The sequence below is a fragment of the Alphaproteobacteria bacterium HT1-32 genome, assembly GCA_009649675.1.
Classification (GTDB): Bacteria; Pseudomonadota; Alphaproteobacteria; order Rhodospirillales; family HT1-32; genus HT1-32.
This window is the reverse complement of record WJPL01000001.1, coordinates 705,327-730,329: the sequence shown is the minus strand read 5'-3', so window position 1 is coordinate 730,329 and position 25,003 is coordinate 705,327. Positions and strand designations below refer to the sequence as shown.

Annotated in this window: 23 protein-coding genes and 1 tRNA gene; 10 read left to right on the top strand and 14 right to left on the bottom strand. The window is 56.9% G+C overall.

From position 1 onward, the window contains the following. Positions 1-9: 9 nt before the first annotated feature. From GH722_03450 to GH722_03420, 7 genes are all read right to left on the bottom strand, one after another. A complete protein-coding gene (locus GH722_03450; protein ID MRG70811.1) occupies positions 10-915 on the bottom strand; it encodes an EamA family transporter in 906 nt (301 codons plus the stop codon). A 35-nt stretch (positions 916-950) separates the two neighbouring features. After that, positions 951-2,048 carry a hypothetical protein gene (locus tag GH722_03445; GenBank protein ID MRG70810.1) on the bottom strand — a complete coding sequence of 366 codons (1,098 nt, stop codon included), beginning with the start codon at positions 2,046-2,048 and terminating at the stop codon, positions 951-953. Positions 2,049-2,075: 27 nt separating this feature from the next. After that, entirely contained in the window at positions 2,076-2,429 is a 354-nt protein-coding gene (locus GH722_03440) for a hypothetical protein (protein ID MRG70809.1), read from the bottom strand. Then, positions 2,426-3,424 carry a phosphotransferase gene (locus GH722_03435; protein ID MRG70808.1) on the bottom strand — a complete coding sequence of 333 codons (999 nt, stop codon included), beginning with the start codon at positions 3,422-3,424 and terminating at the stop codon, positions 2,426-2,428. The genes GH722_03440 and GH722_03435 overlap by 4 nt, the downstream gene beginning before the upstream one ends. Positions 3,425-3,519: 95 nt before the next feature. Then, a complete protein-coding gene (locus GH722_03430; protein ID MRG70807.1) occupies positions 3,520-4,725 on the bottom strand; it encodes an acyl-CoA dehydrogenase in 1,206 nt (401 codons plus the stop codon). 4 nt (positions 4,726-4,729) lie between these two features. After that, positions 4,730-5,044: an NIPSNAP family protein gene (locus GH722_03425; GenBank protein MRG70806.1), complete on the bottom strand. Its 315-nt coding sequence runs from the start codon at positions 5,042-5,044 to the stop codon at positions 4,730-4,732. An 18-nt stretch (positions 5,045-5,062) separates the two neighbouring features. Beyond that, positions 5,063-5,827, bottom strand: coding sequence for an SDR family oxidoreductase (locus GH722_03420; protein ID MRG70805.1), 765 nt, complete (start codon positions 5,825-5,827; stop codon positions 5,063-5,065). Between the two features lie 119 nt (positions 5,828-5,946). Between GH722_03420 and GH722_03415 the strand changes: the two genes are divergently transcribed. From GH722_03415 to GH722_03405, 3 genes are read left to right on the top strand one after another with little or no spacing between them, the layout of a single operon-like run. Beyond that, entirely contained in the window at positions 5,947-6,297 is a 351-nt protein-coding gene (locus GH722_03415; GenBank protein ID MRG70804.1) for a RidA family protein, read from the top strand. A gap of 5 nt (positions 6,298-6,302) precedes the next feature. Next, complete coding sequence (locus GH722_03410; protein ID MRG70803.1) at positions 6,303-7,091, top strand: Asp/Glu racemase; 789 nt, start codon at positions 6,303-6,305, stop codon at positions 7,089-7,091. Beyond that, positions 7,088-7,771, top strand: a complete 684-nt coding sequence (locus tag GH722_03405; protein MRG70802.1) for a DUF1028 domain-containing protein — start codon at positions 7,088-7,090, stop codon at positions 7,769-7,771. Before GH722_03410 ends, GH722_03405 begins: the two co-directional genes overlap by 4 nt. 68 nt (positions 7,772-7,839) lie before the next feature. Here GH722_03405 and GH722_03400 read toward each other — a convergent pair whose 3' ends face one another. Beyond that, complete coding sequence (locus tag GH722_03400) at positions 7,840-8,934, bottom strand: DUF2336 domain-containing protein (protein MRG70801.1); 1,095 nt, start codon at positions 8,932-8,934, stop codon at positions 7,840-7,842. A gap of 110 nt (positions 8,935-9,044) precedes the next feature. Continuing rightward, the gene (locus GH722_03395; GenBank protein MRG70800.1) at positions 9,045-9,899 is read right to left on the bottom strand and encodes a UTRA domain-containing protein; all 855 of its coding nucleotides are present in this window, start codon (positions 9,897-9,899) and stop codon (positions 9,045-9,047) included. A gap of 79 nt (positions 9,900-9,978) precedes the next feature. Here GH722_03395 and GH722_03390 point away from each other — a divergent pair, with 79 nt between their 5' ends. The 4 genes from GH722_03390 to GH722_03375 all read left to right on the top strand — a co-directional run bounded on the left by GH722_03390 (position 9,979) and on the right by GH722_03375 (position 14,592). Further along, on the top strand, positions 9,979-10,779 hold the full coding sequence (locus GH722_03390) for a hypothetical protein (GenBank protein ID MRG70799.1): 801 nt from the start codon (positions 9,979-9,981) through the stop codon (positions 10,777-10,779). A gap of 112 nt (positions 10,780-10,891) precedes the next feature. After that, positions 10,892-10,968, top strand: a tRNA-Arg gene (locus tag GH722_03385). Positions 10,969-11,441: 473 nt separating this feature from the next. Beyond that, on the top strand, positions 11,442-13,151 hold the full coding sequence (locus GH722_03380; GenBank protein MRG70798.1) for an AAA family ATPase: 1,710 nt from the start codon (positions 11,442-11,444) through the stop codon (positions 13,149-13,151). Further along, positions 13,141-14,592, top strand: coding sequence for an AAA family ATPase (locus GH722_03375; GenBank protein ID MRG70797.1), 1,452 nt, complete (start codon positions 13,141-13,143; stop codon positions 14,590-14,592). Before GH722_03380 ends, GH722_03375 begins: the two co-directional genes overlap by 11 nt. Before the next feature lie 300 nt (positions 14,593-14,892). Here GH722_03375 and GH722_03370 read toward each other — a convergent pair whose 3' ends face one another. Continuing rightward, entirely contained in the window at positions 14,893-16,056 is a 1,164-nt protein-coding gene (locus GH722_03370) for a mandelate racemase (protein MRG70796.1), read from the bottom strand. A 224-nt stretch (positions 16,057-16,280) separates the two neighbouring features. On the opposite strand from GH722_03370, the gene GH722_03365 reads away from it, so the two are divergent. Continuing rightward, positions 16,281-17,189 carry a LysR family transcriptional regulator gene (locus tag GH722_03365; protein MRG70795.1) on the top strand — a complete coding sequence of 303 codons (909 nt, stop codon included), beginning with the start codon at positions 16,281-16,283 and terminating at the stop codon, positions 17,187-17,189. 39 nt (positions 17,190-17,228) lie between these two features. Here the strand turns inward: GH722_03365 and GH722_03360 are convergent, their stop codons facing one another. Together GH722_03360 and GH722_03355 are read right to left on the bottom strand one after the other, a co-directional pair. Further along, positions 17,229-17,606, bottom strand: coding sequence for a DUF2237 family protein (locus tag GH722_03360; GenBank protein ID MRG70794.1), 378 nt, complete (start codon positions 17,604-17,606; stop codon positions 17,229-17,231). A gap of 120 nt (positions 17,607-17,726) precedes the next feature. Then, positions 17,727-18,593 carry a LysR family transcriptional regulator gene (locus GH722_03355; protein ID MRG70793.1) on the bottom strand — a complete coding sequence of 289 codons (867 nt, stop codon included), beginning with the start codon at positions 18,591-18,593 and terminating at the stop codon, positions 17,727-17,729. 160 nt (positions 18,594-18,753) lie between these two features. On the opposite strand from GH722_03355, the gene GH722_03350 reads away from it, so the two are divergent. Both GH722_03350 and GH722_03345 read left to right on the top strand, forming a co-directional pair. Next, positions 18,754-20,283 (top strand): oxidoreductase, encoded by a 1,530-nt coding sequence (locus tag GH722_03350; GenBank protein MRG70792.1) that lies wholly within the window; start codon positions 18,754-18,756, stop codon positions 20,281-20,283. Further along, positions 20,280-22,706 (top strand): DUF2309 family protein, encoded by a 2,427-nt coding sequence (locus tag GH722_03345; protein ID MRG70791.1) that lies wholly within the window; start codon positions 20,280-20,282, stop codon positions 22,704-22,706. The genes GH722_03350 and GH722_03345 overlap by 4 nt, the downstream gene beginning before the upstream one ends. 167 nt (positions 22,707-22,873) lie before the next feature. On the opposite strand, the gene pcaB is transcribed toward GH722_03345, so the two are convergent. Next, positions 22,874-24,223, bottom strand: a complete 1,350-nt coding sequence (pcaB, locus tag GH722_03340; GenBank protein ID MRG70790.1) for a 3-carboxy-cis,cis-muconate cycloisomerase — start codon at positions 24,221-24,223, stop codon at positions 22,874-22,876. 111 nt (positions 24,224-24,334) lie between these two features. Continuing rightward, positions 24,335-24,964: a bifunctional 4-hydroxy-2-oxoglutarate aldolase/2-dehydro-3-deoxy-phosphogluconate aldolase gene (gene eda / locus GH722_03335; protein ID MRG70789.1), complete on the bottom strand. Its 630-nt coding sequence runs from the start codon at positions 24,962-24,964 to the stop codon at positions 24,335-24,337. Positions 24,965-25,003: the final 39 nt, after the last annotated feature.

Genomic DNA, 25,003 nt, shown 5'->3' with positions numbered 1-25,003 from the left:
AGTTGTCGGTCAGCCAAGCAGCAGGATGATGACGATCCCGGCGACGATCAGGCCGATGCCAAGCAGCTCGATCCGGTTCGTTCGTTCCTTGAAGATGAAATAGCTGGCGATAAAGGTGAACACCAGTTCGATCTGACCGACGGCCCGGACATAAGCGGCGTTCTGCATGGTCATGGCAATGAACCAGAAGATCGAGGCAAACACACCGCTGACCCCGACCGCGCCACCCCAGCGCCAGTTTTTCAGAACGGCGGTCAGCTGTCCCGGTTCGCGCAGGATCAGCCAGACAGCACCGAGTACAGTCTGAATAATCAGGGTCAGGGCCAGGGTAACCGCAGACCTGACATAGACATCGCCCTCCGGCAGCGACAGTGCAGCAGCCCGGAAGCAAACCACACAACTGCCCAGCATTGCCCCGGTGGCGATCCCGACAAGTGCCGGTTTACTGCCCAGACTGGTAAAGAGCGTTTTCACGGTCACGGTCGAGCGGGCGACCGACAGAGCCATCAGCCCGGCGGCGCTGATAACGATTGCGAGGATCGACCACAGGCTCATCGTGTCGCCGATGATCAGATATCCGAACACCGCAATCTGGATGGTTTCCGTCTTTGAATAGGTTGTCCCGACAGCAAAATTACTGAACGAGAACAGCCAGATCAGCATCCAGGTGAACAGCATCTGCAGCAGGGCGCCGGCAGTGACGAAGAACAGAAACCGACCTTCCATCGGCGGCAGGTCAGCATCCTGAAAATGCAAAATCAGCCAGCAATAGATGACCGCGAGCGGGACGGCATAGCAAAACCGTGCATAGGCAGAGCCGAAATCGGTCAGCTTGCCTTTCAGATGCTTTTGCAGTGCCGACCGCAGGTTCTGGAAAAATGCACCGGCAATCGTGATCGGAACCCAGGCGTCCATCTTGCTCTCCCGATGGCGCCTGTTCCCGGTTCAGATCAGGCCGCCAGTTGTCCGATCATGGCAAGAGAGCCAGGCGTCGGCAGTTTATAACGATGAAGGTTGGAGCGGATTAGTCTCTCCACCCCCATCATGCCGAGATCATTCATCATTGCGCAAGGCGGCTTACTGAATTTCAATGCATGAGCGGCACCAAAATCGATGTCTTCTGCACTGGCTACCTGTTCATCCAGACATTGCAGAACGGCGAGAAAGGTTCCTCCCATCAGCATGTCGGCGATCTTCTTCGTCTGATCAGCGTCGGGGACGTCCAGTTCGCCGATTTCCCAGTCCAGTCCGCTGTCGCCGAGCTTTACCATCTCCGGGACCGGTGCATAAAACGGACCGAGTCGGTCAAGATTGCGAATCGCGTTCAGATTGATCTGTGGCTTGATCAGGTTCATGACCTGAAACGGCCCGGCGGCCGCGCCAAAGCATTCCTGCGCAACATGGTCAATCTGTGCTGTTGTCCCAAGCCCCTCTGCCAGCGCCCGGACGGCTTCATTTGTATAGGGGCAGAAAAAACGGTTAAGGGCGAAACCGGGGGAATCCTTGCACAGGATCGGTCGCTTGCCGATCGCACGGGCAAATTCCAGGCCCAGATCGACAATAGCGGGATGACTGTCCTTGCCGCGGACAACCTCGACAATCGGGTTGATTTCCGCCGGGCTGAAAAAATGCATCCCGATGAAGCGCTCCGGCGTTTTCACATGCTTCGCGAGATTACCGACCGTCAGGCAACTGGTATTGGTCGCAATCGGCATATCTCCGCGAATCAGCTCGCTCAGGTTTTCAAACAGGGTTGCCTTGGTCTTGAAATCTTCAAAGATGGCTTCGATGACCATATCGCAGGCTGCAAATACGGTCAGTTCACTGATCACTTCGATCCGGTCGGCAATATCCCGGGCCTGATCTTCGGTCATCCGTTCCTTGGCGACCTGCCGGGCCAGAAAGGTGACAATCCGGTGTTGTGCGGATTTCAGCTGGTCTTCACTGATATCCTGAAGCCGCACGTCGCATCCATTGCTTGCGGCGGCGATGGCAATGCCGGTTCCCATGGTTCCGGCGCCGGCGATTCCTATTTTCTGTATGGTCAATAATAACTCCTTGTGGTTGGTCTTGGTTCAGCTTGTGTAAGCGGCTGCTGCTTTCGGGTTGCTGAGATGACACCGGGTCCGGGCCAGTGACAGGATCAGATCAGCGATATCTTCCCGCCCGTCCAGCTGGCCTGCGCGAATGTCTTCGGCCAGGTCGCTGAAGTCTCGTCCTCTGTTTTCGCCATAAGCCGCGCCCAGTATCCTGCCGGAGAGCAGTTCCGCGTCTCCGCCGTCACTGATTTCACGGCCGACTATGCCGAGTGCATTGGCGATCATCAGGGCATTATAACGATCTGTCCCTGACAGGCTCGGAATCAGTTTTGTTTCCAGCGTTTCCAGTGCAATCGCAAGAAGATCCTGTTCTGCGGGCTGCGCTTTCATGCCAGTTCTCCCATGCTTTTCAGCTGCATCAGCATATCCAGTTCAAGCTCTCCTATCCGTCTGCCGGTCAATGCCAGCTCCAGTGACGGTTCTTCACCGGAGATATGGCGCATGCCCTGTTGCAGGGCGATCACGGCCCAGCGGACGGTTGCCATGACCTCCCACCAGGGAACGCTGTCACGATCGATTTGTTTCCCGCTTTCTGACTCATATCCGCGATAAAAGGCTTCGCGTGAGCCAATGCCACCGGCTTCCCGGTCTGATCCAAAGCGCCAGCAGCGGGCACAGAACCAGCCGATATCCTCATAAGCGTCACCCCAGCCGGCAAACTCCCAGTCCAGAATACCAGTCAGTTTTCCCTCTTCGACCATGTAGTTTCCGGTCCGGAAATCACAGTGGATCAGGCAGATATCATCGGCGGGTTTCATGGTCAGTTCGAGGCGCCGGATCACCCATTCCAGAATCGGCTGTGGTTCCGGCAACTCGTCGAGGTAACGGCGATAGAGTGCAATGCGGTCGGCCGCCGGATGGTCCTGAACCGGGGTCAGAAAGTCGAGACCGGGACGGGGAGGTTTTACCCTGTGCAGGCGGGCCAGTTCCCTGCCGAGGTTTTCTGCAAGCCGGTCGCCGGTTTCTGCAATCACCGGATCACGAACCAGCCGGTGACCAAGTGCGGTGCCGCCGATCCGTCGCATCACTGCGAAGGGTTTGCCGATCACGGCGAGGTCGGTGCAGAACGCCAGCGGCTCCGGTACGGTGACACCTGCCTCATAGGCAATCTGGAGCAGGGTGAACTCCTGCTCACGGCTGTGCGATGTTGCGACGCCGGACGGGGCGTCGGTCCGCAATACCAGATCCCCTGCGCTGTCGGTTCCGATCAGCCAGTTTTCCTGAATGGCGCCGCCGGTAAGCTTGCTGGCGGCGGTAACCGTGACCTGTTGCTCGAGCGATTGCCCGAGCCAGTCTGAAAGTTGCTTGAGGGCTGTTTCGTCCATTCTTGTTCCTGATCCGCGGGCTGTCCCGGTCTGGTGAAATTAACCCTGCCGCCCCGAATGAAAGCCGGGGCGACAGGATTAATGGAAAAGTTTCCTCAGTTGTCGCCCCAGGCCCAGAAATCGAGGCCTTCCTTCTGGAAGGATCTGGCCAGGACCATCTTGTGAACTTCCGAGGCACCATCGACCAGCCGGGCCTGCCGGGCATAACGGTACATCCATTCCAGTATCGTATCCTTGGAATAGCCTTTCGCACCGCACAGTTGTATCGCGGTATCGACGGACTGGTGCAGGATGTCCGCCACAGCAACCTTCGCCATGGAGACTTCCTTGCGGGCGAAGTCCCCGGTGTCGAGTTTCCAGGCAGCATTCATGGTCAGCAGACGACCGGTATGGATACCCATCGCCGCTTCACCCAGCATCCACTGCACACCCTCATGATCGCCGAGCGGTGTCCCGAATGCCTGCCGTTCTGCCACATACTCACCGGCAATTTCCAGCGCCCGTTTGGACAGGCCAAGCCAGCGCATGCAATGGGTCAGCCGCGCCGTCCCCAGCCGGATCTGGACAGCTTTCAGGCCTTCACCGACGCCCATCAGACGGTTTTCATCCGGAATTTCGAGGCCGTCGAACTTCAGCTCGCAATGGCCGCCATGTTCTTCCGGGCCCATGATCGGGATACGGCGCAGGATTTCCCATCCCGGCTGATCTCGATGGTACAGGAAGCAGGTCAGGCCACGTCGGGGATCATCCGAGGTGCGGGCCAGCAGCAGGAAATGGTCTGCGACACCGGCACCGGTGATGTACCATTTATGGCCATGCACGACCCATTTGTCGCCCTTCTTTACAGCCGTGGTCCGCATCATGCCGGCCGGGTCTGAACCTGATCCGGGGGCCGGTTCGGTCATCACGATGGACGACCGGACCTTGCCGTCGATGATCGGCTGCAGCCACTTCTCCTTCTGTGCGTCGGTGGCAACCCGGTTCAGCAGGAACATGTTGCCGTCATCCGGCGGTGCCGCATTGAAGCAGGCGGGGCCGAAGATAGAGCGGTTCATTTCCTCGTAACAGGCAGCCATGCCGACCGTGTTGAAGCCGCGTCCGCCGCGCTCTGTCGGCATCGACAGGGACCACAGGCCCAGCTTGCGGGTTTCCGCCCGCAGGCTTTCCAGCAGAGGCTCGTTGATATTCTCGTGGTCGTCATACGAAGCCGCATCGGATTCCAGTGGGATCAGACGCTGATCGACGAAGGTCCGGATCTGTTGGCGGACCTCCTCGATCTCTGGTGTCAGGTTGAAATCCATCGGTTTACTTTATCGGTGAGAAGGGGGCCGGAATGAGAATGCGGTTCTGCATCTCGCGGAAATAGGGGGATGCCTTCTTGAGATAGGCCTGCCATTTCGGATCAGCGGCCATACCGGCGCGGCGTTTCTCGCGATCGGCCATGTTCTCGTAACCCCAGAGATGGACAATCTGGTTCAGGACGCCGATTTCGGTCCAGAACCAGCCCACCGGCTCGCCCAGATGGCTGGTCTGAACGGCATAGCCTTCAGCCTGATAAAGTTCCAGGAACTCAGGAATTTTGCCCGGATGCAGGGTGTAGGTACGTTCGTCGATAATCATGAAATCTGTCCTTTTATGCTAGAGAGTTGATTGCAGATGACCGCCGTCAGCGGTGATGACGCTGCCGGTCATATAGGCGGATGCGTCGGAAGCCAGCAACAGCAAAGGCCCGTCCAGATCAGCGGGCTGGCCAAGGCGGCGTTGCGGGATACGTTTGATCATGGCTTCCCCGGCGGGGGAGGCAAAGAAGTCGCTGTTGATGTCCGTCGCGATATAGCCCGGTGCGAGGGCATTGACCCGGATATTGTCGCGGGCCCATTCCAGCGCTAGCGCATGTGTCATCTGTACCAGCCCGGCCTTGGTTGCGGCATAGGCCGGCACCTGCGCGGTTACCCGGAATGACAGGATGGAGGCGATATTGATGATGACCCCGCCGCCATTCTGCTTCATCTGCCGGGCCGCGGACTGCGCACAGCGGAACGCACCGTTGAGATTGACATCGACAACCGATGTCCAGTCATCATCAGACAGTGAAAGCGCCGGTGCGGTCTTTGCGATACCGGAATTGTTGACGAGAATATCAACCGGCCCCAATGCGGCAGCAATACCGGCAAAGGCGGCTTCTACCGAGGTGGCATCGGTCACATCCATACTGACGGAAAATGCGCTGCCACCCGCTGCGGTAATGTCGTCAGCGAGGCTTTCCAGCCGGTCGGTCCGTCTTGCGGCCAGTGCGACAGAGGCACCGGCGGTTGCCAGAACGCGGGCGAAATGTGCGCCGAGAACACCCGAGGCACCGGTGACCAGGGCGGTTTTCCCGGTCAGGTCGAATAGATTGGACAAGCTTGTTTCATCCCGGTTGCGATGCTGGCATGTTCGCGCCAGCCTCTGATAACATGAAGGCGACAGGGTGCCCGGCAATATCGGTCCCCGCAACCATCGCAATGAACGGAGATACAGGAATGACGATTGAACGCAAACAGACTGCCACCCGGATGAGCCAGATTGTTATCCATGGCGATACTGTCTATCTTGCGGGTCAGGTTGCGAAGAATGCACCGGGTGCGACCGTCAAGGAACAGACCGAAGATATTCTCGCAAATATCGAGAAGCTGCTGGCTGAAGCCGGGACCGACAAGACCAAGCTGCTGAGCGCCAATATCTGGCTTTCCAACATTCAGGACTTTGCCGAGATGAACAGCGTGTGGGATGCCTGGGTGCCGGAAGGTCATGCGCCCTGCCGTGCCTGCGTTGAAGCCCGGCTGGCCTCGCCGAAGTTTACCGTCGAAATGATGATCGTCGCGGCGAAGTAAAGCAGATGTCCGGCGCTGTCGACGCTCCTCCTGTCAGCCTGCGGAATCTTCCGTTTCAGCTTGATGAAGGCGTGGCGTCGCGCGCCGGTATCGGTCTGATCGTGCTGGCTTCTGATCAGTCCATGGAACGGGAATTCGCTGATATTCTCGCACTGGATGGTGTGACGGTCTTTCACAGCCGTATCCTTAACGATAACGAAATTACGCCGGAAACACTGGCCCGGATGGAACAGCGGCTGGCACCGACGGCGGATCTGCTGCTGCCGGGTGTGGATCTGGATGTGATGGCCTTTGGCTGCACTTCGGCCTCGATGGTCATCGGCGAAGACCGGGTGGCAGAGCGCATCCGCGAAGCCCGCCCCGGCATCGCCGTCACCACGCCGATCACGGCGGCCTTTGCTGCTTTCCGGGCGCTTCAGTGCAACCGGATTGGCCTGCTGACCCCCTACCGGGATGACGTTAATCTGCATATCCGGGAGTATGTTCAGGCACGTGGGTTTGCAGTGCCGGTGATGGCGTCGTTTAACGAGCCGGATGACCGGAAGGTGGCGCGTATCCGGATTGAGGACGTGCAGCGGGCGGCCATTGAACTGGGCCGGCGCGAGGATGTGGATTCGGTGTTCATTTCCTGCACCAATGTACGTGCCGCCAGCGTGATTGGCGATATCGAGGCGGAAATCGGCAAGCCGGTGACCTCCTCAAATCATGCAATGGCCTGGCATTGCCTGCGGCTCTCCGGTGTTGCCGACAGCCTCCCCGGCTGGGGCTCCCTGTTTGAACGAGGACTGACATGACATTTTCCATTGCGGCACGCTGTGCCCGGACCGGACAGATCGGCACAGCGGTCACTTCTTCCTCCATCGCCGTGGCGGCGCGTTGTGCCTGGCTGCGTTCAGGTGTTGGTGCGGTGATGACCCAGAACATCACCGACCCGGCGCTGGGCCCGGTCCTGCTCGACCGGCTGGCAGCGGGCGAGGCACCGCAGGCCGCGCTGGACGAGGTCGTGAGAACTACAGCCGCCATTACCTATCGTCAGTTGACGGTGATTGATATGGCAGGCCAGACCGCCCGCTATTCCGGTGACATGACACTGGGTGTGAACGTGTCCGCAGCCGGTGAGAATTGTGTGGCCGCCGGTAATCTGCTGGATAATGACGGTGTGCCCGCCGCCATGGTCGCGACCTTCACCGGATCAGATGCCGGTCTGCCGCTGGCGGAACGTCTGATGCTGTCCCTGGAAGCCGGAATGTTTGCCGGTGGCGAGGCTGGTCCGGTGCATTCCGCCGGTCTGAAAGTCTGTGGTGATCCGGTCTGGCCGATTGTCGACCTTCGGGCGGACTGGGCGGAAGACGAGGGCGTCACGGCCTTGCGGTCGCTGTGGAATGCCTATGAGCCGCAGATGCAGGATTACATCACCCGTGCCGGCGATCCGGCAAGCGCGCCGGCTTATGGTGTGCCGGGCGACGACGGCTGAACAGAGCTTGCCGGCATCTGTCCGGGGTGTCTGTAAGGATGAGTGGTTCAGGCAGCGGACAATTCGCTTCAGCTGTCGCCGACCCAGCCGCCACCGCCAAAGAAGTCACCTTCAAAGCCGACCATATTGGCACCGGGGGCGGTGGTCGGTGCGTAAGTTGAGCCGGCGCGCAGATTATAAAGACGGTCAACCTGATACCGCACGGAAGGGTATTCATCTTCCGGCAACCGCGCCTTGCGATAGATCGCCAGCAGGCCCTGGGTGCCCCGGTCGGTAATCAGCCGCACGGCATTCTGATGGGCAATGCCCGACAGTTCCGAGAGCGCATGTTCAAAGAATTCCCGGTCGCCGACATCCAGTGACCGGAGCACCAGCTTTGTGTTCAGACGCCCCCGTTCTTTCAGGCTTTTCACCAGCTGTTCGACATTACGCTCTGCCGGGGTGCTGCCCAGCAGGTCTTTCAGGGTGTCTTCCTGGCTTTTCAGAACGATCTTCTCAGCGACATCTTCGGGAACATCATGCTTGCTGATCAGTTCCATCTTGAGCGTGTCGCTGACCACATCAATCAGCCGCCGGGTGACACCGGGGGGCAGTTTCTGACGGGACACCATCCCGGATGTTACCGTCTCTGACTGGCCGAAGTCGTTGATGACCCGTTCAAAGGTACGTTCGGAGATTTCAGCACCGTTATTGCGGACCAGTGTCGCGACCACCAGTTCGACACCCGTGGCTGCCAGTGCGTCGGAAACCGGCTCCGGCACGGTACGGCGTTTCGCAACGGCTACTTGTGCGGCGGTTGGCTGGGTCCGGATGATATCGATCAGGTCGACATCGGTCAGGACATCGGAATGGGTCAGGACTGGTTCGGCGACTTCAATGACATCGGTTGCCAGTTTCTTGGCAACATCATGGGGGACATCGGGGTTTGATTGCAGATGTTCGGCCAGTGACTTGCGCACGGCCAGTTCCACATCCTGCGCCAGAACCCGCAGGATACCGTCGGCCAGCTGACGCTCCCGCTCGGACATGGCACGTCCGTCATAGACATCGGCGACCTTGCCACCGACCAGCGCGCGACTTTCCGCAGACGGGTTGCTCAGCAATTGCTGAATATCCGCCTGTGTCAGCATTGCAGACCGCTTTACTGCCGTTTCGTCCGGCATTTATGCTCCGATACAGCCAAACAGGTGCAACAAAGTTACTCCAATTTTGCGGGAAAGATAACCCTTTCGTCGAGGGCTCAGATATTGCCCTGCCGGCCCCTGCCAGACGGTTATTCGATTTCCACCCAGCGCGGTGTCGGCCCGTCCTGATCCGGGAAAAGCGTCACCAGATAGCTGTACCGGTCCGGCCGGTAATGCGAGCGGATAAAGATGATCGGATTGGAATCAATATCATAGACGATGCGCTGCATCAGGATCAGTGGCGAACCCGGTGCAACCTGCAGGCCGGTGGACAGGGCGGCATCGGCCAGGGTTGCGGTGATGCGCTGTTCGACGATCCCGGGCGCCAGTCCGCGTTCGCGCAACAGCTCGACGATGGGGGCCTGGCTGACGCTGTCTTCATCCAGCAGTTTGCCGGCACGTTCGGCCACCCAGGAACAGCCCATTGCCAGCGGGATGCGGTTACGCATCCGCAGCCGGTCAACCCGCAGGGTGCGGTCTCCCTGTCTGATTTTGAGACCCTGGGCAATATCGGGTGTCGCCCCTGCCCATTCATAGAGCAGAACCTGGCTGTCGGTGTCCTGCATGATGGTCATCTGATCGGCCAGTTTGCCGACCGGGGGGCGCTGTCTGTCCATGATCGGGAAGGTGCCACGGCCGCGCTGCCGGATAATCCGGCCTTCCTGTTCAAGCCTTTGCAGGGCCTTGCGGACGGTTACCCGTGATACGCCATACATGCTGGCAATCTGCTGTTCGCCCGGCAGAGGTGTTTCTGCATTGAACTGCCCTTCGCGGATTTGCTGGCTCAGAATGGTATAGACACGATGATAAAGCGGGATGACGCCGACGGCACCCGTGCCATTGTCGTCCCGTAACCGGCTGCTTTTGTTCTGGCCCAATATCCAACCCTTTCCATTCTGCCCTCCCGACTCGAAATTAGCACAGCGGGGCGGGGCTGTCGCCACCGCCGTCTGGCCAGTTGACGCTTTACCACGGAGAAAATTTCATGCCACAATTGTACAACCGATAGGAAAGGACGCGGCGATGACGGATGTGACAGAGACAGCCCCGGTTCAGGTCAGCAAGCTGCGTGCAGGCTCTGTTATTGCCCGGACCTTCTCTGTCATGTTTTCGAATTTTCCGGCATTCATGTTTCTGGCGGTCATGCTGTCGCTGATCCCCCTGATCTTTCAGGTCCTGCTGGGTGGTGTGCCGTCGCTCGATTCGTCAAATGTTGCCTATAATATGCAACAGGATGTTCTGGCCCTGTCTCTGGTGGTGGGCTTTCTGTCCATTATGCTCAGCTATGTCGCGCAGGGCGCGATTGTCTATGGTGCGGTCCGCTCACTTGATGACCAGAAAACCAGCTTCACCGAATGTGTTGGCCGGGGGCTGGTACTGGCCCTGCCGCTGCTGGCCATCGTGATCCTCTATTCGCTGGGCCTGATCGTCTCCTTCATGCTGCTGGTGGTGCCGGCCGCCATTTTCTTCTGTGTCTATTTTGTCGTTATTCCGGTGGCTGTGATGGAGAAGCCGGGCATTTTCCGGAGCTTCTCGCGCAGCGCCGAACTGACCCGCGGGAACCGGTGGCGCATTTTCGGGCTGATGGCACTGAGCCTGCTGATCTTCTTCGCGCTGGCCTTCGGCTTTGGTCTGGTAATCGGGATTATCATCGCCTTTGCCGGGCCGGGAGCGGATGCCCTGCTGGCCGGTGCCCTGATCGAAGCTGTGATCAACGCCGTCATCATGGTGTTCTTCGCCAGCCTGGTCTCGGTGACCTATTACGACCTTCGCCATTTCGAAGGCGGGGCGAACCTTGAAAAACTGTCATCGGTGTTCGACTGACCGGGCAGCAACCGGTTTCCGGGGTGCAGCAGGGGTGATGTGTCGCCTCTGCGCTCCGCCTGTTGTTCGGGGGTGACGGATCGCGCATCAAACGCTATGTTCCCGCCGCATAGCGCCCGTAGCTCAGCAGGATAGAGCACCAGATTCCTAATCTGGGGGTCGTGGGTTCGAATCCCGCCGGGCGCACCACATCGCTTCGCAAAGCGAAGCGATCAACAAAACCTCCCACCTCCAACCAGCGACAGTCGTTTCACCGAAACGACGAAAGCGTCGGGCACGCTGAGTTTCCCTCACCCATCCGCCTGATATCCCTCAGCATGTTGAAGCCAATATTGACCATACCATTTTTCTTGCTGCCGTATCCGCGGGACGCTCTCTCCGTGGATTCTGTCAGATGTATTTCGTGTTATAATTCTCTTTTTGGTTTGAAATTTATGCCCGTGCGATTGAATGAAAGTGAAGTTTGCATAAGAAACGGTCGTGAAATGGAGCACCTAAATGCTAGAGAGTTGTTTGTGTGATTATCACCACTTTTTATAGTATTTTTTAAGAAATATTCTATTTAGTAAAGATCGGCGGCATGCTTAGAAAAGGGCACGATTAATGCTGAATGCTAATTGGACTACGGGGCAACAAAAGTAACTAAATAGGAATGTGTCCTGATGCGGATACGTCATTTATTGGTTAGCAACTTTCGAGGTGTTCGTGAGCTCGACTGGCCGGTTCCGAACCGAAATGTTGTATGTCTGGCTGGGCGCGGAGATTCGACAAAATCGACAATTCTTGAAGCTTTGCGGCGCGTCTTTCATCCACAATGGAATTTGGCTTTCGATGATGCCGATTTTTATCTTTGCAACCCTGCCCATCCAATTTCGATTGAGGCCATCCTAGGTGACCTGCCGGATTCATTTCGCGATCTAGAAAAGTACGGTCAATCGCTGTCTGGTTGGAATCATGAGGCGCTAACTCGTATGGATGATCCTGGTGATTTTGAAGAAGTACTTAGGGTTCGTCTTAAAGTAGCGGAAGACCTTGAGCCGGCCTGGACGGTAATAAAAAGAGATGAAGATGACGGCATTCCTTTTCGTGCGAATGACCGAGCAAAAGTCGCAGTGAGTCTAATAGGTACTATTTCTGATCGGCATCTCACATGGTCTCGTGGCTCGATCCTTAGCCAGCTCACCGAAAGTGAGAACATTTCTTCATCTTTGGTCGGTGTGACACGCGCAGCAAAAAGCGCTTTAGAGGCTCGGCGTGCTCTGGACTTAATTGGGTTTGACGAGGTAGCAGGAACTGCTGAAGACACCGCTCGAACACTTGGTGTCAATGTTGTCACGTCCTATAAGGCACACCTTGATAATGATGCCGTCAATGTCCGAATAGCAGGTCTTGCCCTGCATGACGGTGATATACCCCTGCGATTGCTCGGGCTTGGTTCTAAGCGCATGCTGACAACTGGCTTGCAGAGACAAGCGCTTCGGACACCGCATATCACTCTTTTTGATGAAGTGGAGGTCGGGCTTGAGCCTCATCGGATTGCGCGCCTTCTGCAGCATATTAAGCAGGATGAAACAGGTCAGTATTTCTTAACCACCCATTCGCCAGTCGTGTTACGCGAACTGACAGTTAATGATCTGCAAATTGTCCATTGTGCCGGTGGTAACATTAAGGTGGTGCCTGCTAATAGACCCCCAATATCCGATTCAATTCAGGGTAAAATTCGCTCAAACGCTGAGGTTTTTCTTGCGCGTAAGATCATCGTTTGCGAAGGGGCCACCGAAGTTGGTTTTCTACGTGGCCTAGATGATTATTGGGGGGGATTCCATGGCTGGGAGTCCTTTGCATATCTTGGAATTGCACTATACGACGTAGGCGGAGCAAGCAATATCAAGGAGATAGCCGAGAATCTAAAGTTCCTCGGCTATGATATTGCGGTCTTTGCGGATTCCGATGCGCCTGAACTCTTTTCGGAAGCGCACACTGGTGAACTCCGTAACGCCGGGATCAGTGTCATAAAGTGGGATGATGAACTGTCAATTGAAGAACGGGTCTTCGCAGATATCCCATGGGCTGGCGTAATCGCATCCTTTAACACAGCGTGTGAGATTAAAGGTGATGATGCCCGCCTACTTGATCAGGTGCGGACCCAGTTTGGTCAGGGTTTTGACTGTGATGTGACGGCATGGGCCGACACTCAGCAACTTCGGACCGCCCTCGGCAGGGCGGCTAAGGTTAGCGGCTGGTTCAAGCGGCAAAGCTGGAGTCGCGAATGGGCAGCAGCTGTTTCTGTCCATTTGGCAGATGTTAGCATTAGTGAGAGCGATCTGATTCGGCAGCTTACTAGTATGAGGGACTGGATCGATAGTGTGTGAACTTTCACATATTTTAGCCACGCACAAGGGGGCGGGCTATGTCGTGGCGCCCGCCGGATACGGGAAAACCTATTTGATTGCAGAATCAACGGCTCGGTGCGTTGGACGACAATTAATTCTAACTCACACTTATGCAGGCGTGAACGCCCTGAGAAACAAGATGCGTATGTTGAGTGTGAAAGACAATCTCTATCACATTGACACAATAGCAAGTTGGTCGTTACGGCTTACCCTTGCCTATTCATACACGTCAAACTGGAATGTTGTTTGTCCCGCAGACAACGAACAGTGGAGTGCGTTGTACGTCGCATGTGGAGAACTGCTCGATCATGAGTTTATCCGCAGGATCGTACGCGCATCCTATACGGGGGTCTTTGTCGATGAGTATCAGGACTGCTCGGTCGGCCAACACAGCATTTTGCTAAAGTTAGCGCGTGATTTACCGAGCCGAATACTCGGTGACCCGTTACAAGGAATTTTTGATTTTCGCGGACAGAACCCGGTGAGTTGGAGGCAGGATGTTGATGCAAATTTTGAATGTCTCGGTGTTCTTAAAATACCTCATCGCTGGAGACAGTCAGGGAGAGGCGAGCTTGGTGAATGGCTGTCAAGCATTCGAACAAAACTTGAGCAAGGACAGCCCATTGATCTCCGGGAAAACCGGCCTCAAAGTGTGCGCTATATTTCGTCGGGTACTGATCCTCAGACTCTCTTGCGATCGCAAGGCAACGCCTGCCGATATTTCCGGTGCGCTCCTATGCAAACTGTGATCGCCATTCATAGGGGAAGTCAGGAGTACAAGGCCAAGTGCCATCGGCTTTCGAGGAGTCTCTCTGGTATGTATTCTTCCATTGAAGAGGTTGAAGGTCGGGACCTATTCTTATTTATAAGACGGATTAACGCCGCCCAAACGGCTGCTGCTTGTCTTCAGGAAGTCATCGCCTTTGCCAAAAAATGCATGACTGCCGTTGCGAAAAATCTTCCCGCTGCGACCCTCCGAGGTGAGGCGGTTGGTATCCGTGCTAACACACGAAACCCGGATGCTGCAGGCAAGGCCAACGCGTTCCTTGACGCGCCTACTAGCGCAGCTATGGCACGTTTCATAGAGGTGTTGAAAGAGACCGAAGGTGTGCGAGTGGTGCGTGCGGACCTTCTTAACCGTGCAATGGGTGTGTTACGCAAGCACGTGTTACATCCAGACATTTCATTAGGAGAAGCCGCAGACAAGTATCATCGAGAATTTCGATACAAGGGTCGCTTAGCAAGTGGGCGGCGCAAGCTTATTGGGACTACGCTCTTAGTTAAGGGGTTGGAGTTTGATCATGCCATCGTCTTAGACGCGACATCCCTCTCGAAGAAAGAACTGTATGTTGCGCTTACGCGCGGGGCTCGTTCTTTGACAGTGATATCAACAAACCCTGTGCTTAGTCCCTTAGAGTAGCGCTCAACCAGCGACAGTCGTTTCACCGAAACGACGAAAGCGTCGGGTAACCCCAGTCCCTCTCGCCATCAACGCTGCTTTTCAGACCATTTCGCTGTCGGACAGACCCGCCAACCCGTCATCCCGCAACGACCGGCAGGTCGGCTGTCCGGGACCTGCGTTAATGGGGGGGAACAGGTCCCGGACGGTCCGGCTCCGACGTTTCCGGGACGACGGAGGGCGCGATCATGTCATTTTGTCATGATCGCCGGTATGAATGCCGACCGATCCGGTCTCAGTTCTCTGCCAAAGTCTCCCCAATCACTCCGCAAGTTCGCGCATGACCTTGATCAGGTCGGATTTGCCTTCAAAGCCGATTCCCGGCAGGTCCGGCATGGTGATATGGCCGTCGATGACCTTGACGCCGTCGGGGAAGCCGCCATAGGGCTGGAACAGGTCGGGGTAGCTTTCGTTGCCGCCAAGGCCGAGGCCGGCCGCGATATTGAGGGACATCTGGTGGCCGCCATGCGGGATGCAGCGTGTGGGGGACCAGCCGAACTGGCGCAGGACATCCAGCGTGCGGAGATATTCGACCAGACCATAGGCCAGCGCGCAGTCGAACTGGAGAAAATCGCGGTCCGCACGCATGCCGCCATAGCGTAGCAGATTGCGGGCATCCTGATGCGAGAACAGGTTTTCGCCGGTCGCCATCGGCGCATCATAGAATTCGGATATCGCGGCCTGCAGGGCATAGTCGAGCGGATCGCCGATTTCCTCGTACCAGAACAACGGGTAGTCGCGCAGCATCTTGGCGTAGGCAATGCCGGTTTCCAGATCGAACCGGCCATTTGCATCCACGGCGAGCTGTGCTTCCGAGCCGATTTCCCTGAGTACGGATTCAATGCGGCCCCGGTCCTCGTCAATCGAGGCGCCGCCGATCTTCATCTTGACCACGTTGTAGCCGCGGTCGAGATAGCCGCGCATTTCCTTGCAGAGGGCGCTGTTGTCCTTGCCGGGATAGTAGTAGCCACCGGCGGCATAGACGAAAACCCTGGGATTGGCTTCCTGTCCGGTCTGCTCGGCCAGCAGGCGAAAGAGCGGCTTGCCCTCGATCTTGGCAACCGCGTCCCAGATCGCCATGTCGATGGTGCCGACCGCAACCGACCGCTCACCATGGCCGCCGGGCTTTTCATTCATCATCATGGTCGCCCAGATCTTGTGCGGATCGAGATTGCTGCCGGCGTCATTCAGCAGGCTTTCCGGGGCGGCTTCCAGAATGCGATCCCGGAACCGCTCGCGGATCAGGCCCCCCTGACCATAGCGGCCGTTGGAGTTGAAGCCGTAGCCGACAACGCGGCGTCCGTCCCTGACCACATCCGTGACAACTGCCACCAGACTGGCGGTCATTTTGCTGAAATCGATATAGGCATTGCGAATGGGTGAGGAGATAGGTTTCGTGACTTCGCAAACATCAAGAATTCGCATTGGATATTCCATTTCACTGTTGAGCCAGAGGACCGGCGGGAACGGTAATATCCTTAAGCGCCGGTGTAAGGGGCGTCCAATGCCAATTCGGGCTGTTTTAATGCTGAAATGGCATGATGTTTCTGTCGGTCATCTTTGATAAGCGAAATATATTCCTGAATATTCCCCGTATATGCTATCTCGATGGTGCAATTACGGCATAGATCTGTGGGAGGGGATTGGCGATGAATACGACCTGGCTGGAAGACCTTCAGGCTCTGGCCGAGACGCTGAATTTCTCGCAGGCGGCTGAGAAACGGAACATTACACAACCTGCCTTCGGACGCCGGATCCGGTCGCTGGAAGACTGGTGCGGGACGGCGCTTGTCGACCGTTCGGGATACCGGTTGCGGCTGACACTTGCGGGCGAAATTATGCTGGAGGCGGCGGCGGATATTACCCGCCGTCTGGAGCGCGTGCGCCATGATTTCGTGCAGATCCGTGCCGAGACGGCGACGGTGACTTTCGCGGCGACGCATGCGCTTTCGTTCGTTTATTTCCCGAAATGGATTCAGGGGCTCGGGCCTGCGACCTCGACCATGCCGATCCGGCTGCTGTCGGACAATATGAATGAATGTGAAAGAATCATGCTGGAGGGGCAGGCCCAGTTTCTGCTGTGCCACTACCATGAAGCCAGCGGCAACCGGCTGGAGTCACAGAACTACCGGTATATTGAACTGTCTTCCGACCAGATGATTCCGGTCAGCGGCAGGAATGAGAAGGGTGAAGCCCTCTACCGCCTGCCGGGGTCGCCGGAGATGCCGGTTCCGCGTCTGGCTTATGAGGAAAAGTCGGGAATGGGGCGCATTCTGTCCCGTAATCTGTCCGGACGGGGCGATGATCTCCATCTCAGGACGGTTTTCACATCGCATCTGGCAATGGCGCTCAAGGCGCTTGCGGCAGATGGCAAAGGTGTGGCCTGGATTCCGGAAAGTCTGGCGCTGGATGAAATGGGCCCGGCGGGTCGCCTGACACCGGCCGGGCCGGACGACTGGTCGGTTGATGTGAAAATCATTCTTATCCGGTCCCGCGCCCGGTTGTCGGAAATGGCCGAGAGATTCTGGGATCTGATACAAAGGGACAGCGGAGCCTGACCGCCAACATCAGGAAGCGACCGGGGTTGCTGTTCGCTTTCACCCCTCCGCCGCGTAGCCCCGCAGCACATCCAGGCTGACGGCGTTCAGGGTGTGGGCGTGGGTGGCTTCGAGAATGAGGTTGGGGGCGACACCGGCCTGATGCGCCTCGATCCAGCGGGCGAGGCAGAGGCACCAGCGGTCGCCGGCTTTCAGGCCGGGGAAACTGAATTCGGGCATCGGGGTTGAGAGATCATTGCCGCGTTCTTTCGAGAAGGCGAGGAAGTCGTCGGTCATGACGGCGCAGACCAGATGCAGCCCGCGGTCACCCGGCCCGGTGGCGCAGCAGCCGTCGCGATAGAAGCCGGTCAGCGGCTCCAGCGAACAGCTTTGCAGTTTGCCGCCGAGTACGTTGCGCTGGCGATTGTCACCGGACATATGCATGAGCGTTTTCCTCCCTGTTGTGGCCGGAACATGTTTCCCGCCTCTGTCGGCGACAGGGTGCGGGCTGGCTGGCTTTATTTAAATGAAAATTTCCGGACAGTTTAACGGTACAGCCTATGAAAACAGAGTTTTTAGAAGCGGATTGGGGAAACGTCTTTCAACTGTAATTGCAAAAAACGTTTCCGTAATGTCAGGCAACTGGTCGACCTCCGTGAGCATGCTGGCTTCCAGTTCGTCCTTCACAACAATCGGCGGGATAACCGCAATCCCGGCGCCTTCTCGTGCCATAAGCCGCATCATCGCCATATCATCAATTTCTGCCGCGATTTGAGGCACGACACCCAGTCGGCTTGCAAGCGCATCAAACCCCCGCCTCACTCCGCTTGACCGGGTTGGCAGTACAAGGGGGCAGGTGGCCAGTCGCTCCGACAGGGACATCTTCTTTTTGCAAAGCCCGGGCACGCCAATGAGACTGACTGTCTGTTCATCAAGTTTATGAGTGATAAAAGGGCTGATCGCATCAGTCTGCGGCTCCTGATTGGTCAGAACCAGATCAAGCTGTAGCGTAATCAGTGCGTTCAGAAGTTCTCCTGCGCTACCTGCCCGCAATATGATCTCGACATCCGAGCGACCCAAAAGCGGCTTCAGGAAAGTCAGCTGAAAATTTCTCGATAGGGTTGCAATCGCTCCGACGCGCAAAGGCTGACGTGAAAAGCCGGTCTGCTGGAGAGTGGCCAGCAGCTCTCGTCCGACAGAAAAAATTGTTTCGGAGTGATCAAGTGCGATCCGTCCGGCCTCAGTCAGATGGAGGGCGCGACCCCGCCGTTCAAAAAGCTGCTGTCCGAAGCGTTCTTCAAGCTGCCGTATTTGAGAAGAGAGGGCTGACTGGGAAACATTCAGTAATTCAGCTGCGCGCGTCAGGTGGCCTTCGCGGGCGACCACATGAAAATAATACAGATGATGGTAATTCATATCCGCCATATCGTTCATTTTAACAGAACGAAATCTAATAAACTATGTATTTTTAATAACAAAATCGTCCGGCTATTTTCAGGAAAATCGCCATAAAGGACGCTGTCGAATGAGCAGTTTTTATTTACTACCGGTCATTTCATCCTGTATTTTATTTGTGACATCAGGAATGATTTTATTAAGCAGAAATAAAAATACGGCCTTTTTATCAAAAATTGCCGAATCAGTGGCCTTTCTTGTCTTCGTTCTGGCGGTGTCTGCAACGTTTGTTCTTTATCAGGCAGGTCCAGGAACCAGTTCACTGCTTGGCGTTGCCGGTGTCGGCCTCAGTGCGCGGGTTGATGTGATTAGTGGCACAATGCTTTGCCTTGTGACCTTTATCGGCTGGATCGTACTGCGTTACTCCGCTTCTTACCTTGAAGGGGAGGCAAGGCAGGGAAGCTTTATCGGGTGGATGGCAGCAACGCTGGCATGTGTCCTGATGGTGGTCTCCAGCGGAAATCTTTTCCAACTGGCGGTTTTCTGGATTGCGACCAGCCTGTGTCTTCACAAACTGCTTCTGTTTTATCCGGACAGGCGGCCTGCCATTCGTGCAGCGCGCAAGAAGTTCATCATTGCGCGTGTTGCTGATATCACAATGATCTCTGCGGGCATCCTTCTTTACTTCAGTTATAACACCACGGACATCGCAACCATTCTGGATCAGGCCAGAAACAGCGAAGGGACACTATATGTCACTTTGGCTGCTGTGCTGATCGCGGTGTCTGCGCTTCTGAAATCAGCACAGTTTCCGACGCATGGCTGGCTGACGGAGGTCATGGAAACGCCAACCCCGGTGTCTGCCCTTTTGCATGCCGGCGTCATCAACGCTGGCGGATTTCTGCTGATACGGTTTGCGGATGTGATGCTGCTGGCGCCCGGGGTGCTTGCTGTTCTGGTGATGGTCGGAGGGTTTACGGCAATCCTTGGCGGCGCCGTTATGCTGACGCAATCAGCGGTCAAGACCTCCCTCGCATGGTCAACGGTCAGTCAGATGGGCTTTATGATCATGCAATGTGGTCTCGCCCTGTTTCCGCTGGCTCTGCTGCATATCGTTGCCCACTCACTTTACAAGGCACATGCGTTTCTGGCTTCCGGATCGGCTGTTGATCTGGTTGCCGCCAACCGGCGCCCGGGTCCGATTGCCATACCGAATGGAAAGGCTGTCATCAGGGCATTCATTGCTGCGCTGATCATTTATGCCGCGGTTGGATTTGGTTTCGGATTTGAAGACAAGTCACCGCAATCCGTCGCTTTAGGCGCCATTCTGATCTTTGGGGTCGCCTATCTGATAGCGCAGGGGCTGGCAGATGATGCCCCGCGGGCGCTGACGTTACGTACCAGCCTTTATGCCCTGGTCGCATCCGTCAGCTACTTCGTCCTGCAACTTGGTGCAGAGTATATATCCGTCGGGTCACTTCCCGGAACACCGGCGCCCGGTCCGCTTGAGTGGGCTCTGATCATTCTGGCTCTTATCAGCTTTGGACTGGTGGCGCTGGCTCAGTCAATGTTTCCGTTATGGGCTTATCACCCGGCAACGGCAGGGCTGCGGGTGCATCTTGCAAACGGCCTCTACTTTAACACGGTTTTTGATCGGCTGCTTGATGGCTGGGCTATCCCCGGTAACCAGAACAAACCTCACAAGGAGGCTTCCCAATGACTAATGTACAGGCCGCAACCGGCATCCCGCAGCATGATTTGAAAAATGCAATCGATGCGGCCGGAAGAATGATTCCCCCCTCCTGGCCACTGGATACATCGGTTGCGGTTAATCCCTTTTTCGGTCAGGGCACAGACAGCCTGGCAAATGTGGCCGCACGCCTTGGGCGCATCAGTGATGTCAGTGTCGTTATGCCGCGAGACTGGTATCAGAACAAAATTGCTTCAGGCGAGATCGTTGACGCCGATCTTCAGGACGCCCTGGAAGCGTCTCTCCACAAGGACAAGCCTTCGGGGGTCCTGGAACTGAAGACGGCGGCAGAATCCAGCACTAACAAGTCACCGGCATTGCCAACAATCACCAGTCTGGCAACCCGGCAATCAGATATCGATTGGTGCGCCTTCATGGAGGACCGCCTCGGGCTCTGGGCTGGCGGGTATTTTGATCAGGGTCAGGCATTATGGGCGGCGTCACGCCGTTCCGGTGCATGGAAGTCATGGTGTGCCTGGGCAACGCATGATTTATCTCCGCAGATACAGGGCTTAAGGAATTTTCCCGGCTATGTTGACCTGTTGCCTGAAACGCCGGTCGATGCGATCGCAGGAATAACTGACAGACTTGGTATCCCTGAAAGTGCCTTCGCCAGCTATTTTCATCAGTTGCTGCTCTCTCTTGGAGGCTGGGCACAATATGCCCGTCATGAACTGTGGAAAGCAGAACTGGCCGGCAGGACTGACAACACCCTGACGGAACTGCTGGCCATTCGGCTTTGTTGGGAGGAGGCGCTTTACCTTCAGTATGAAGAACAAATCGCGGTCCAGTGGCAGGAGACCGTGAAGCAGCATGCCGAGCCTCTGAAACCGTCGCCGGACCAGATCATTGACGAGATACTTCAGGAAGCCGCCGAAAGGGCGAGCCAACGCAATCTGTCCGGAATGTTGAGTTCTGAGCTGCCCTCAACGACAACGGCTCCCCCTCCTCAGTTACAGGCGGCTTTCTGTATTGATGTTCGTTCGGAAGTATATCGACGGGCGCTTGAGTCTGTTGACCCGTCTGTTCAGACCCTCGGATTTGCCGGCTTCTTTGGTCTGTTCACCAGACACAGGCGGTTTGGCTCGGATATCGAAGAAAACCGCTTTCCTGTTTTGCTGAATTCGACGCTGACATCCTGCTCCGGCAAGGCAGATGATCCTTCAGAAAAGTCGCATCGTTATCAGGCGCGCTCTGACAGGGCATGGGGACGTTTCAAACTGGCTGCGGTTTCTTCATTTGCTTTTGTTGAAGCTATGGGCCCGGCCTATCTGTTTAAACTTTTGCGTGATGCGCTTGGCCTGCAATCCATGCAAGGGGCCTGTGACCCTGCACCACGTTTTGAGCCGGACCTTGATATCCGGACACGTATAGATGCAGCGGAAACCATTCTGAGGGCAATGTCCCTGACGGCGGGGTTTGGCAAAGTCGTACTGATTGCCGGACATGGCGGCAATGTTGTTAACAACCCCTTCGCCAGCGGCCTGCACTGTGGCGCCTGTGGCGGATATGCAGGTGATGTGAATGCGAGATTGCTCGCTCTTATTCTAAATGATCCGGATGTCCGGTCCGGACTGACAAAGCGCAAAATAGAGATTCCGGATGATACGCTTTTCGTCGGCGCGCTACATGATACCACGACGGACAGGGTGACTCTTTTTGATCAGGACGGAGATTACGGCAGTCACGCAGATATCCTCAAGAAGACGCGCGACTGGCTGGACAAAGCCGGCATTATTGCCCGCGAAGAGCGTAAGCTCCGGTTGCCGGGTGCGGGTAGCGAAAAAGATGTACTGGCGCGTGCTCATAACTGGGCAGAAGTGCGTCCTGAATGGGGGCTTGCCGGCTGTCAGGCGTTCATAGCTGCTCCCAGATTGCGGACATCCGCTCATAAACTGGATGGCCGGGCCTTTCTTCATAATTATGACTGGAAGAATGACGCAGCCAACAAGTTTGGTGTTCTCGAACTTATTATGACAGCCCCGGTTGTGGTGGCGAGCTGGATCAGCCTGCAATATTACGGATCAACTGTTGCGCCTGATGTTTTCGGTTCAGGAAACAAGCTTCTTCATAACGTTGTTGGCGGTATCGGCGTGCTGGAAGGTAATGGAGGAAAAATGCGGGCAGGGCTGCCATGGCAGTCAGTGCATGACGGTAACAGCTTCGCGCATCAGCCTCTTCGCCTATCTGTCTGCATCGAAGCTCCTGTCGAAGCGATGACGGCAATTCTTCAAAGGCACGACTCTGTTCGCGCGTTGTTTGACAATCGCTGGCTTCACTTATTCGCACTGGACGATACGGGCAGAATGGCTTCCCGCTACAAAGGTAATCTCACCTGGGAACCTGTGATAACAAAAGAGTCAGAAAACCTGCACATTAAGGTTCCCGCATGAGGGTCCGCACTCTTCGTCCGGGTCAGCATAAAAAAGGGCAACCCGGATAGGGAGGTTCTGCGGTGGTGAGTGACTGTATGTTGTGTCACCACCGCAGCCTTCAGAAGCAGAAATCAGATGATTTCATGCCGAGTCGCCGCCGGTAAATCTGCGATAATACCGGTTGCTCACGCCTTGCGGCGGCTGAGCAGGCGATGGACCATTTCCGGTGCTTCGCCGAGATAGTTGACCGGGTCAACCAGACGGGCCAGAGCCGTATCGTCGAGATGGTCACGCACCTGCGGTTCGGCCTTCAGCGCATCGAGGAAAGAGATGTCACCGGTCAGGGCAGCGCGGCAGCAGTCATAGACAACATCATGGGCGATCTGCCGGCCGATATGCGGGGCGAGGCCCATCATGACGGCTTCTGCGACAATCAGACCGCCGGAGGCGTCGAGGGTCTTGCGCATGGCGTCGGGTCGTACCTCCAACCCTTCCAGCGCCTCGCGTGCGGCATTCAGACCGCCGGAGGTGACGATGAAGGCGGTCGGCAGGGCCTGCCATTCGACATGCCACTGACCGGTTGCCCGTTCATGGTCGACGACCATCGCATCCAGCATGGCAGCATGGGATTCCCGGACGATCTTGGCGGCGGCCAGCATCATTTCCGAGGAAATCGGGTTGCGCTTCTGCGGCATGGTGGAGCTGGCACCACGTCCGGCAACGAAAGGCTCCATCACCTCGCCGGTTTCAGTCTGCATCATCAGCATGATGTCATAGCCGATCTTGCCGAGGGTGCCGGCGATCAGGGCCAGCAGGCCGGTTGCCTCCGAGACACTGTCACGGATGGTGTGCCAGGTAATGTCGGGGACGCCGAGGCCAAGTTCTTCCGCCAGCGCCTTCTGGGTCGACAGCCCTTCACCGGCCAGTGAGGCAAGGGTGCCGGACGCGCCGGAGAAGGAGACCACCTGGACACGGCTGCGCAGTTCGCTGAGCCGGGTGCGATGGCGGTCGATAGCACTGAGCCAGGTCGCGGCCTTGTAGCCGAAGGAAATCGGCAGGGCATGTTGCAGATGGGTCCGGCCGGGCATCGGTGTTTCCGCATGATCGGACGCCAGTTTTGCCAGAGCCGTCCCGACCGCGTCGAGTTCGCGGGAAATAATGTCCAGCCCGTCGCGGATTTGCAGCACATCGGCGGTATCCATGATGTCCTGCGTGGTCGCGCCCCAGTGGGCATATTCACCCGCCCCGTCGGGAACCCGTTCGGCGATCTGTTCGACCAGCGGCAGAATCGGATAGCCGACAATCAGGGTCCGTTCACGCAGGCGGTCCCAGTCAATGTCGAGCCCGGCAGCGGCTTTGTCGATGGCCTGTGCCGCTGCGGCCGGAATGATGCCGAGTTCCCCCTGAACCCGCGCCAGTGCGGCTTCGACATCAAGATATCGGGCAACCAGTGCCTCGTCGGTGAACAGGTCGCGCATTTCGGCAAGACCAAACATATCGCCGAACAGGCGGGAGGTAAGAACGGTAGAAGGCATGGGAAGTTTCCTGCTCAATCTGATTGATTTCGGGCGCAGTAAACAGTTTCGTCAGCCCGTGGGCAATTGTTTGGACAAATTAATTTTCAAGGGTGAGGCGCGGGAAGGGAATTACCCCAGCCGGGTGACGGCTTCCCGTGCCTTTGCCTCGATCGCTGACCAGTCACCGGCACGGATGCGGTCTGCGGGCACGACCCAGCTGCCGCCGACAGTGACGACATTCGGCAGGGCCAGATAGTCCGGAGCGTTTTCCAGACTGACGCCGCCGGTCGGGCAGAACCGGATATCGGGCAGGGGGGCGGACATGGCTTTCAGCATGGCCGGGCCACCGGCGGCACCGGCGGGAAAGAATTTCAGCATGCTGTAGCCGCGTTCCGCCAGCGTCATCGCCTCTGACGGGGTGGCACAGCCGGGCAGCAGGGGAAGTCCGGGCAGGGCAGCGGCGGCGTCCAGCAGGGCCGGGCTGGCACCGGGGCTGACCGCGAAACGGGCCCCGGCAGCATGACAGGCCGCAAGGTCAGCGGCATTGCGGATGGTCCCGGCACCAACAACCGCGCCCTCACATTCTGCCGCCAGCAGGCGGATCGCCTCGACCGCGACGGGGGTCCGCAGAGTGACCTCCAGCGCGGGCAGCCCGCCGGCAACCAGTGCGCGACCCAGCGGCAGGGCATCTTCGATCCGGTCGATGGTGATGACCGGAATGACGGGGGCCAGACGGCAGATGTCATATGTGGTGATCATGATGCAGCGGCTTTCATTATGTCGGGCAGGTGGCCTTTA

Bases quoted from the DNA above. Each gene is read 5' to 3' on its own strand.
- GH722_03450 (MRG70811.1), bottom strand. From the start codon at position 915: ATGGACGCCTGGGTTCCGATCACGATTGCCGGTGCATTTTTCCAGAAC.
- GH722_03440 (MRG70809.1), bottom strand. From the start codon at position 2,429: ATGAAAGCGCAGCCCGCAGAACAGGATCTTCTTGCGATTGCACTGGAA.
- GH722_03435 (MRG70808.1), bottom strand. From the start codon at position 3,424: ATGGACGAAACAGCCCTCAAGCAACTTTCAGACTGGCTCGGGCAATCG.
- GH722_03430 (MRG70807.1), bottom strand. From the start codon at position 4,725: ATGGATTTCAACCTGACACCAGAGATCGAGGAGGTCCGCCAACAGATC.
- GH722_03425 (MRG70806.1), bottom strand. From the start codon at position 5,044: ATGATTATCGACGAACGTACCTACACCCTGCATCCGGGCAAAATTCCT.
- GH722_03415 (MRG70804.1), top strand. From the start codon at position 5,947: ATGACGATTGAACGCAAACAGACTGCCACCCGGATGAGCCAGATTGTT.
- GH722_03410 (MRG70803.1), top strand. From the start codon at position 6,303: ATGTCCGGCGCTGTCGACGCTCCTCCTGTCAGCCTGCGGAATCTTCCG.
- GH722_03405 (MRG70802.1), top strand. From the start codon at position 7,088: ATGACATTTTCCATTGCGGCACGCTGTGCCCGGACCGGACAGATCGGC.
- GH722_03400 (MRG70801.1), bottom strand. From the start codon at position 8,934: ATGCCGGACGAAACGGCAGTAAAGCGGTCTGCAATGCTGACACAGGCG.
- GH722_03390 (MRG70799.1), top strand. From the start codon at position 9,979: ATGACGGATGTGACAGAGACAGCCCCGGTTCAGGTCAGCAAGCTGCGT.
- GH722_03380 (MRG70798.1), top strand. From the start codon at position 11,442: ATGCGGATACGTCATTTATTGGTTAGCAACTTTCGAGGTGTTCGTGAG.
- GH722_03370 (MRG70796.1), bottom strand. From the start codon at position 16,056: ATGCGAATTCTTGATGTTTGCGAAGTCACGAAACCTATCTCCTCACCC.
- GH722_03365 (MRG70795.1), top strand. From the start codon at position 16,281: ATGAATACGACCTGGCTGGAAGACCTTCAGGCTCTGGCCGAGACGCTG.
- GH722_03360 (MRG70794.1), bottom strand. From the start codon at position 17,606: ATGTCCGGTGACAATCGCCAGCGCAACGTACTCGGCGGCAAACTGCAA.
- GH722_03355 (MRG70793.1), bottom strand. From the start codon at position 18,593: ATGGCGGATATGAATTACCATCATCTGTATTATTTTCATGTGGTCGCC.
- GH722_03350 (MRG70792.1), top strand. From the start codon at position 18,754: ATGATTTTATTAAGCAGAAATAAAAATACGGCCTTTTTATCAAAAATT.
- GH722_03345 (MRG70791.1), top strand. From the start codon at position 20,280: ATGACTAATGTACAGGCCGCAACCGGCATCCCGCAGCATGATTTGAAA.
- pcaB (MRG70790.1), bottom strand. From the start codon at position 24,223: ATGCCTTCTACCGTTCTTACCTCCCGCCTGTTCGGCGATATGTTTGGT.
- eda (MRG70789.1), bottom strand. From the start codon at position 24,964: ATGATCACCACATATGACATCTGCCGTCTGGCCCCCGTCATTCCGGTC.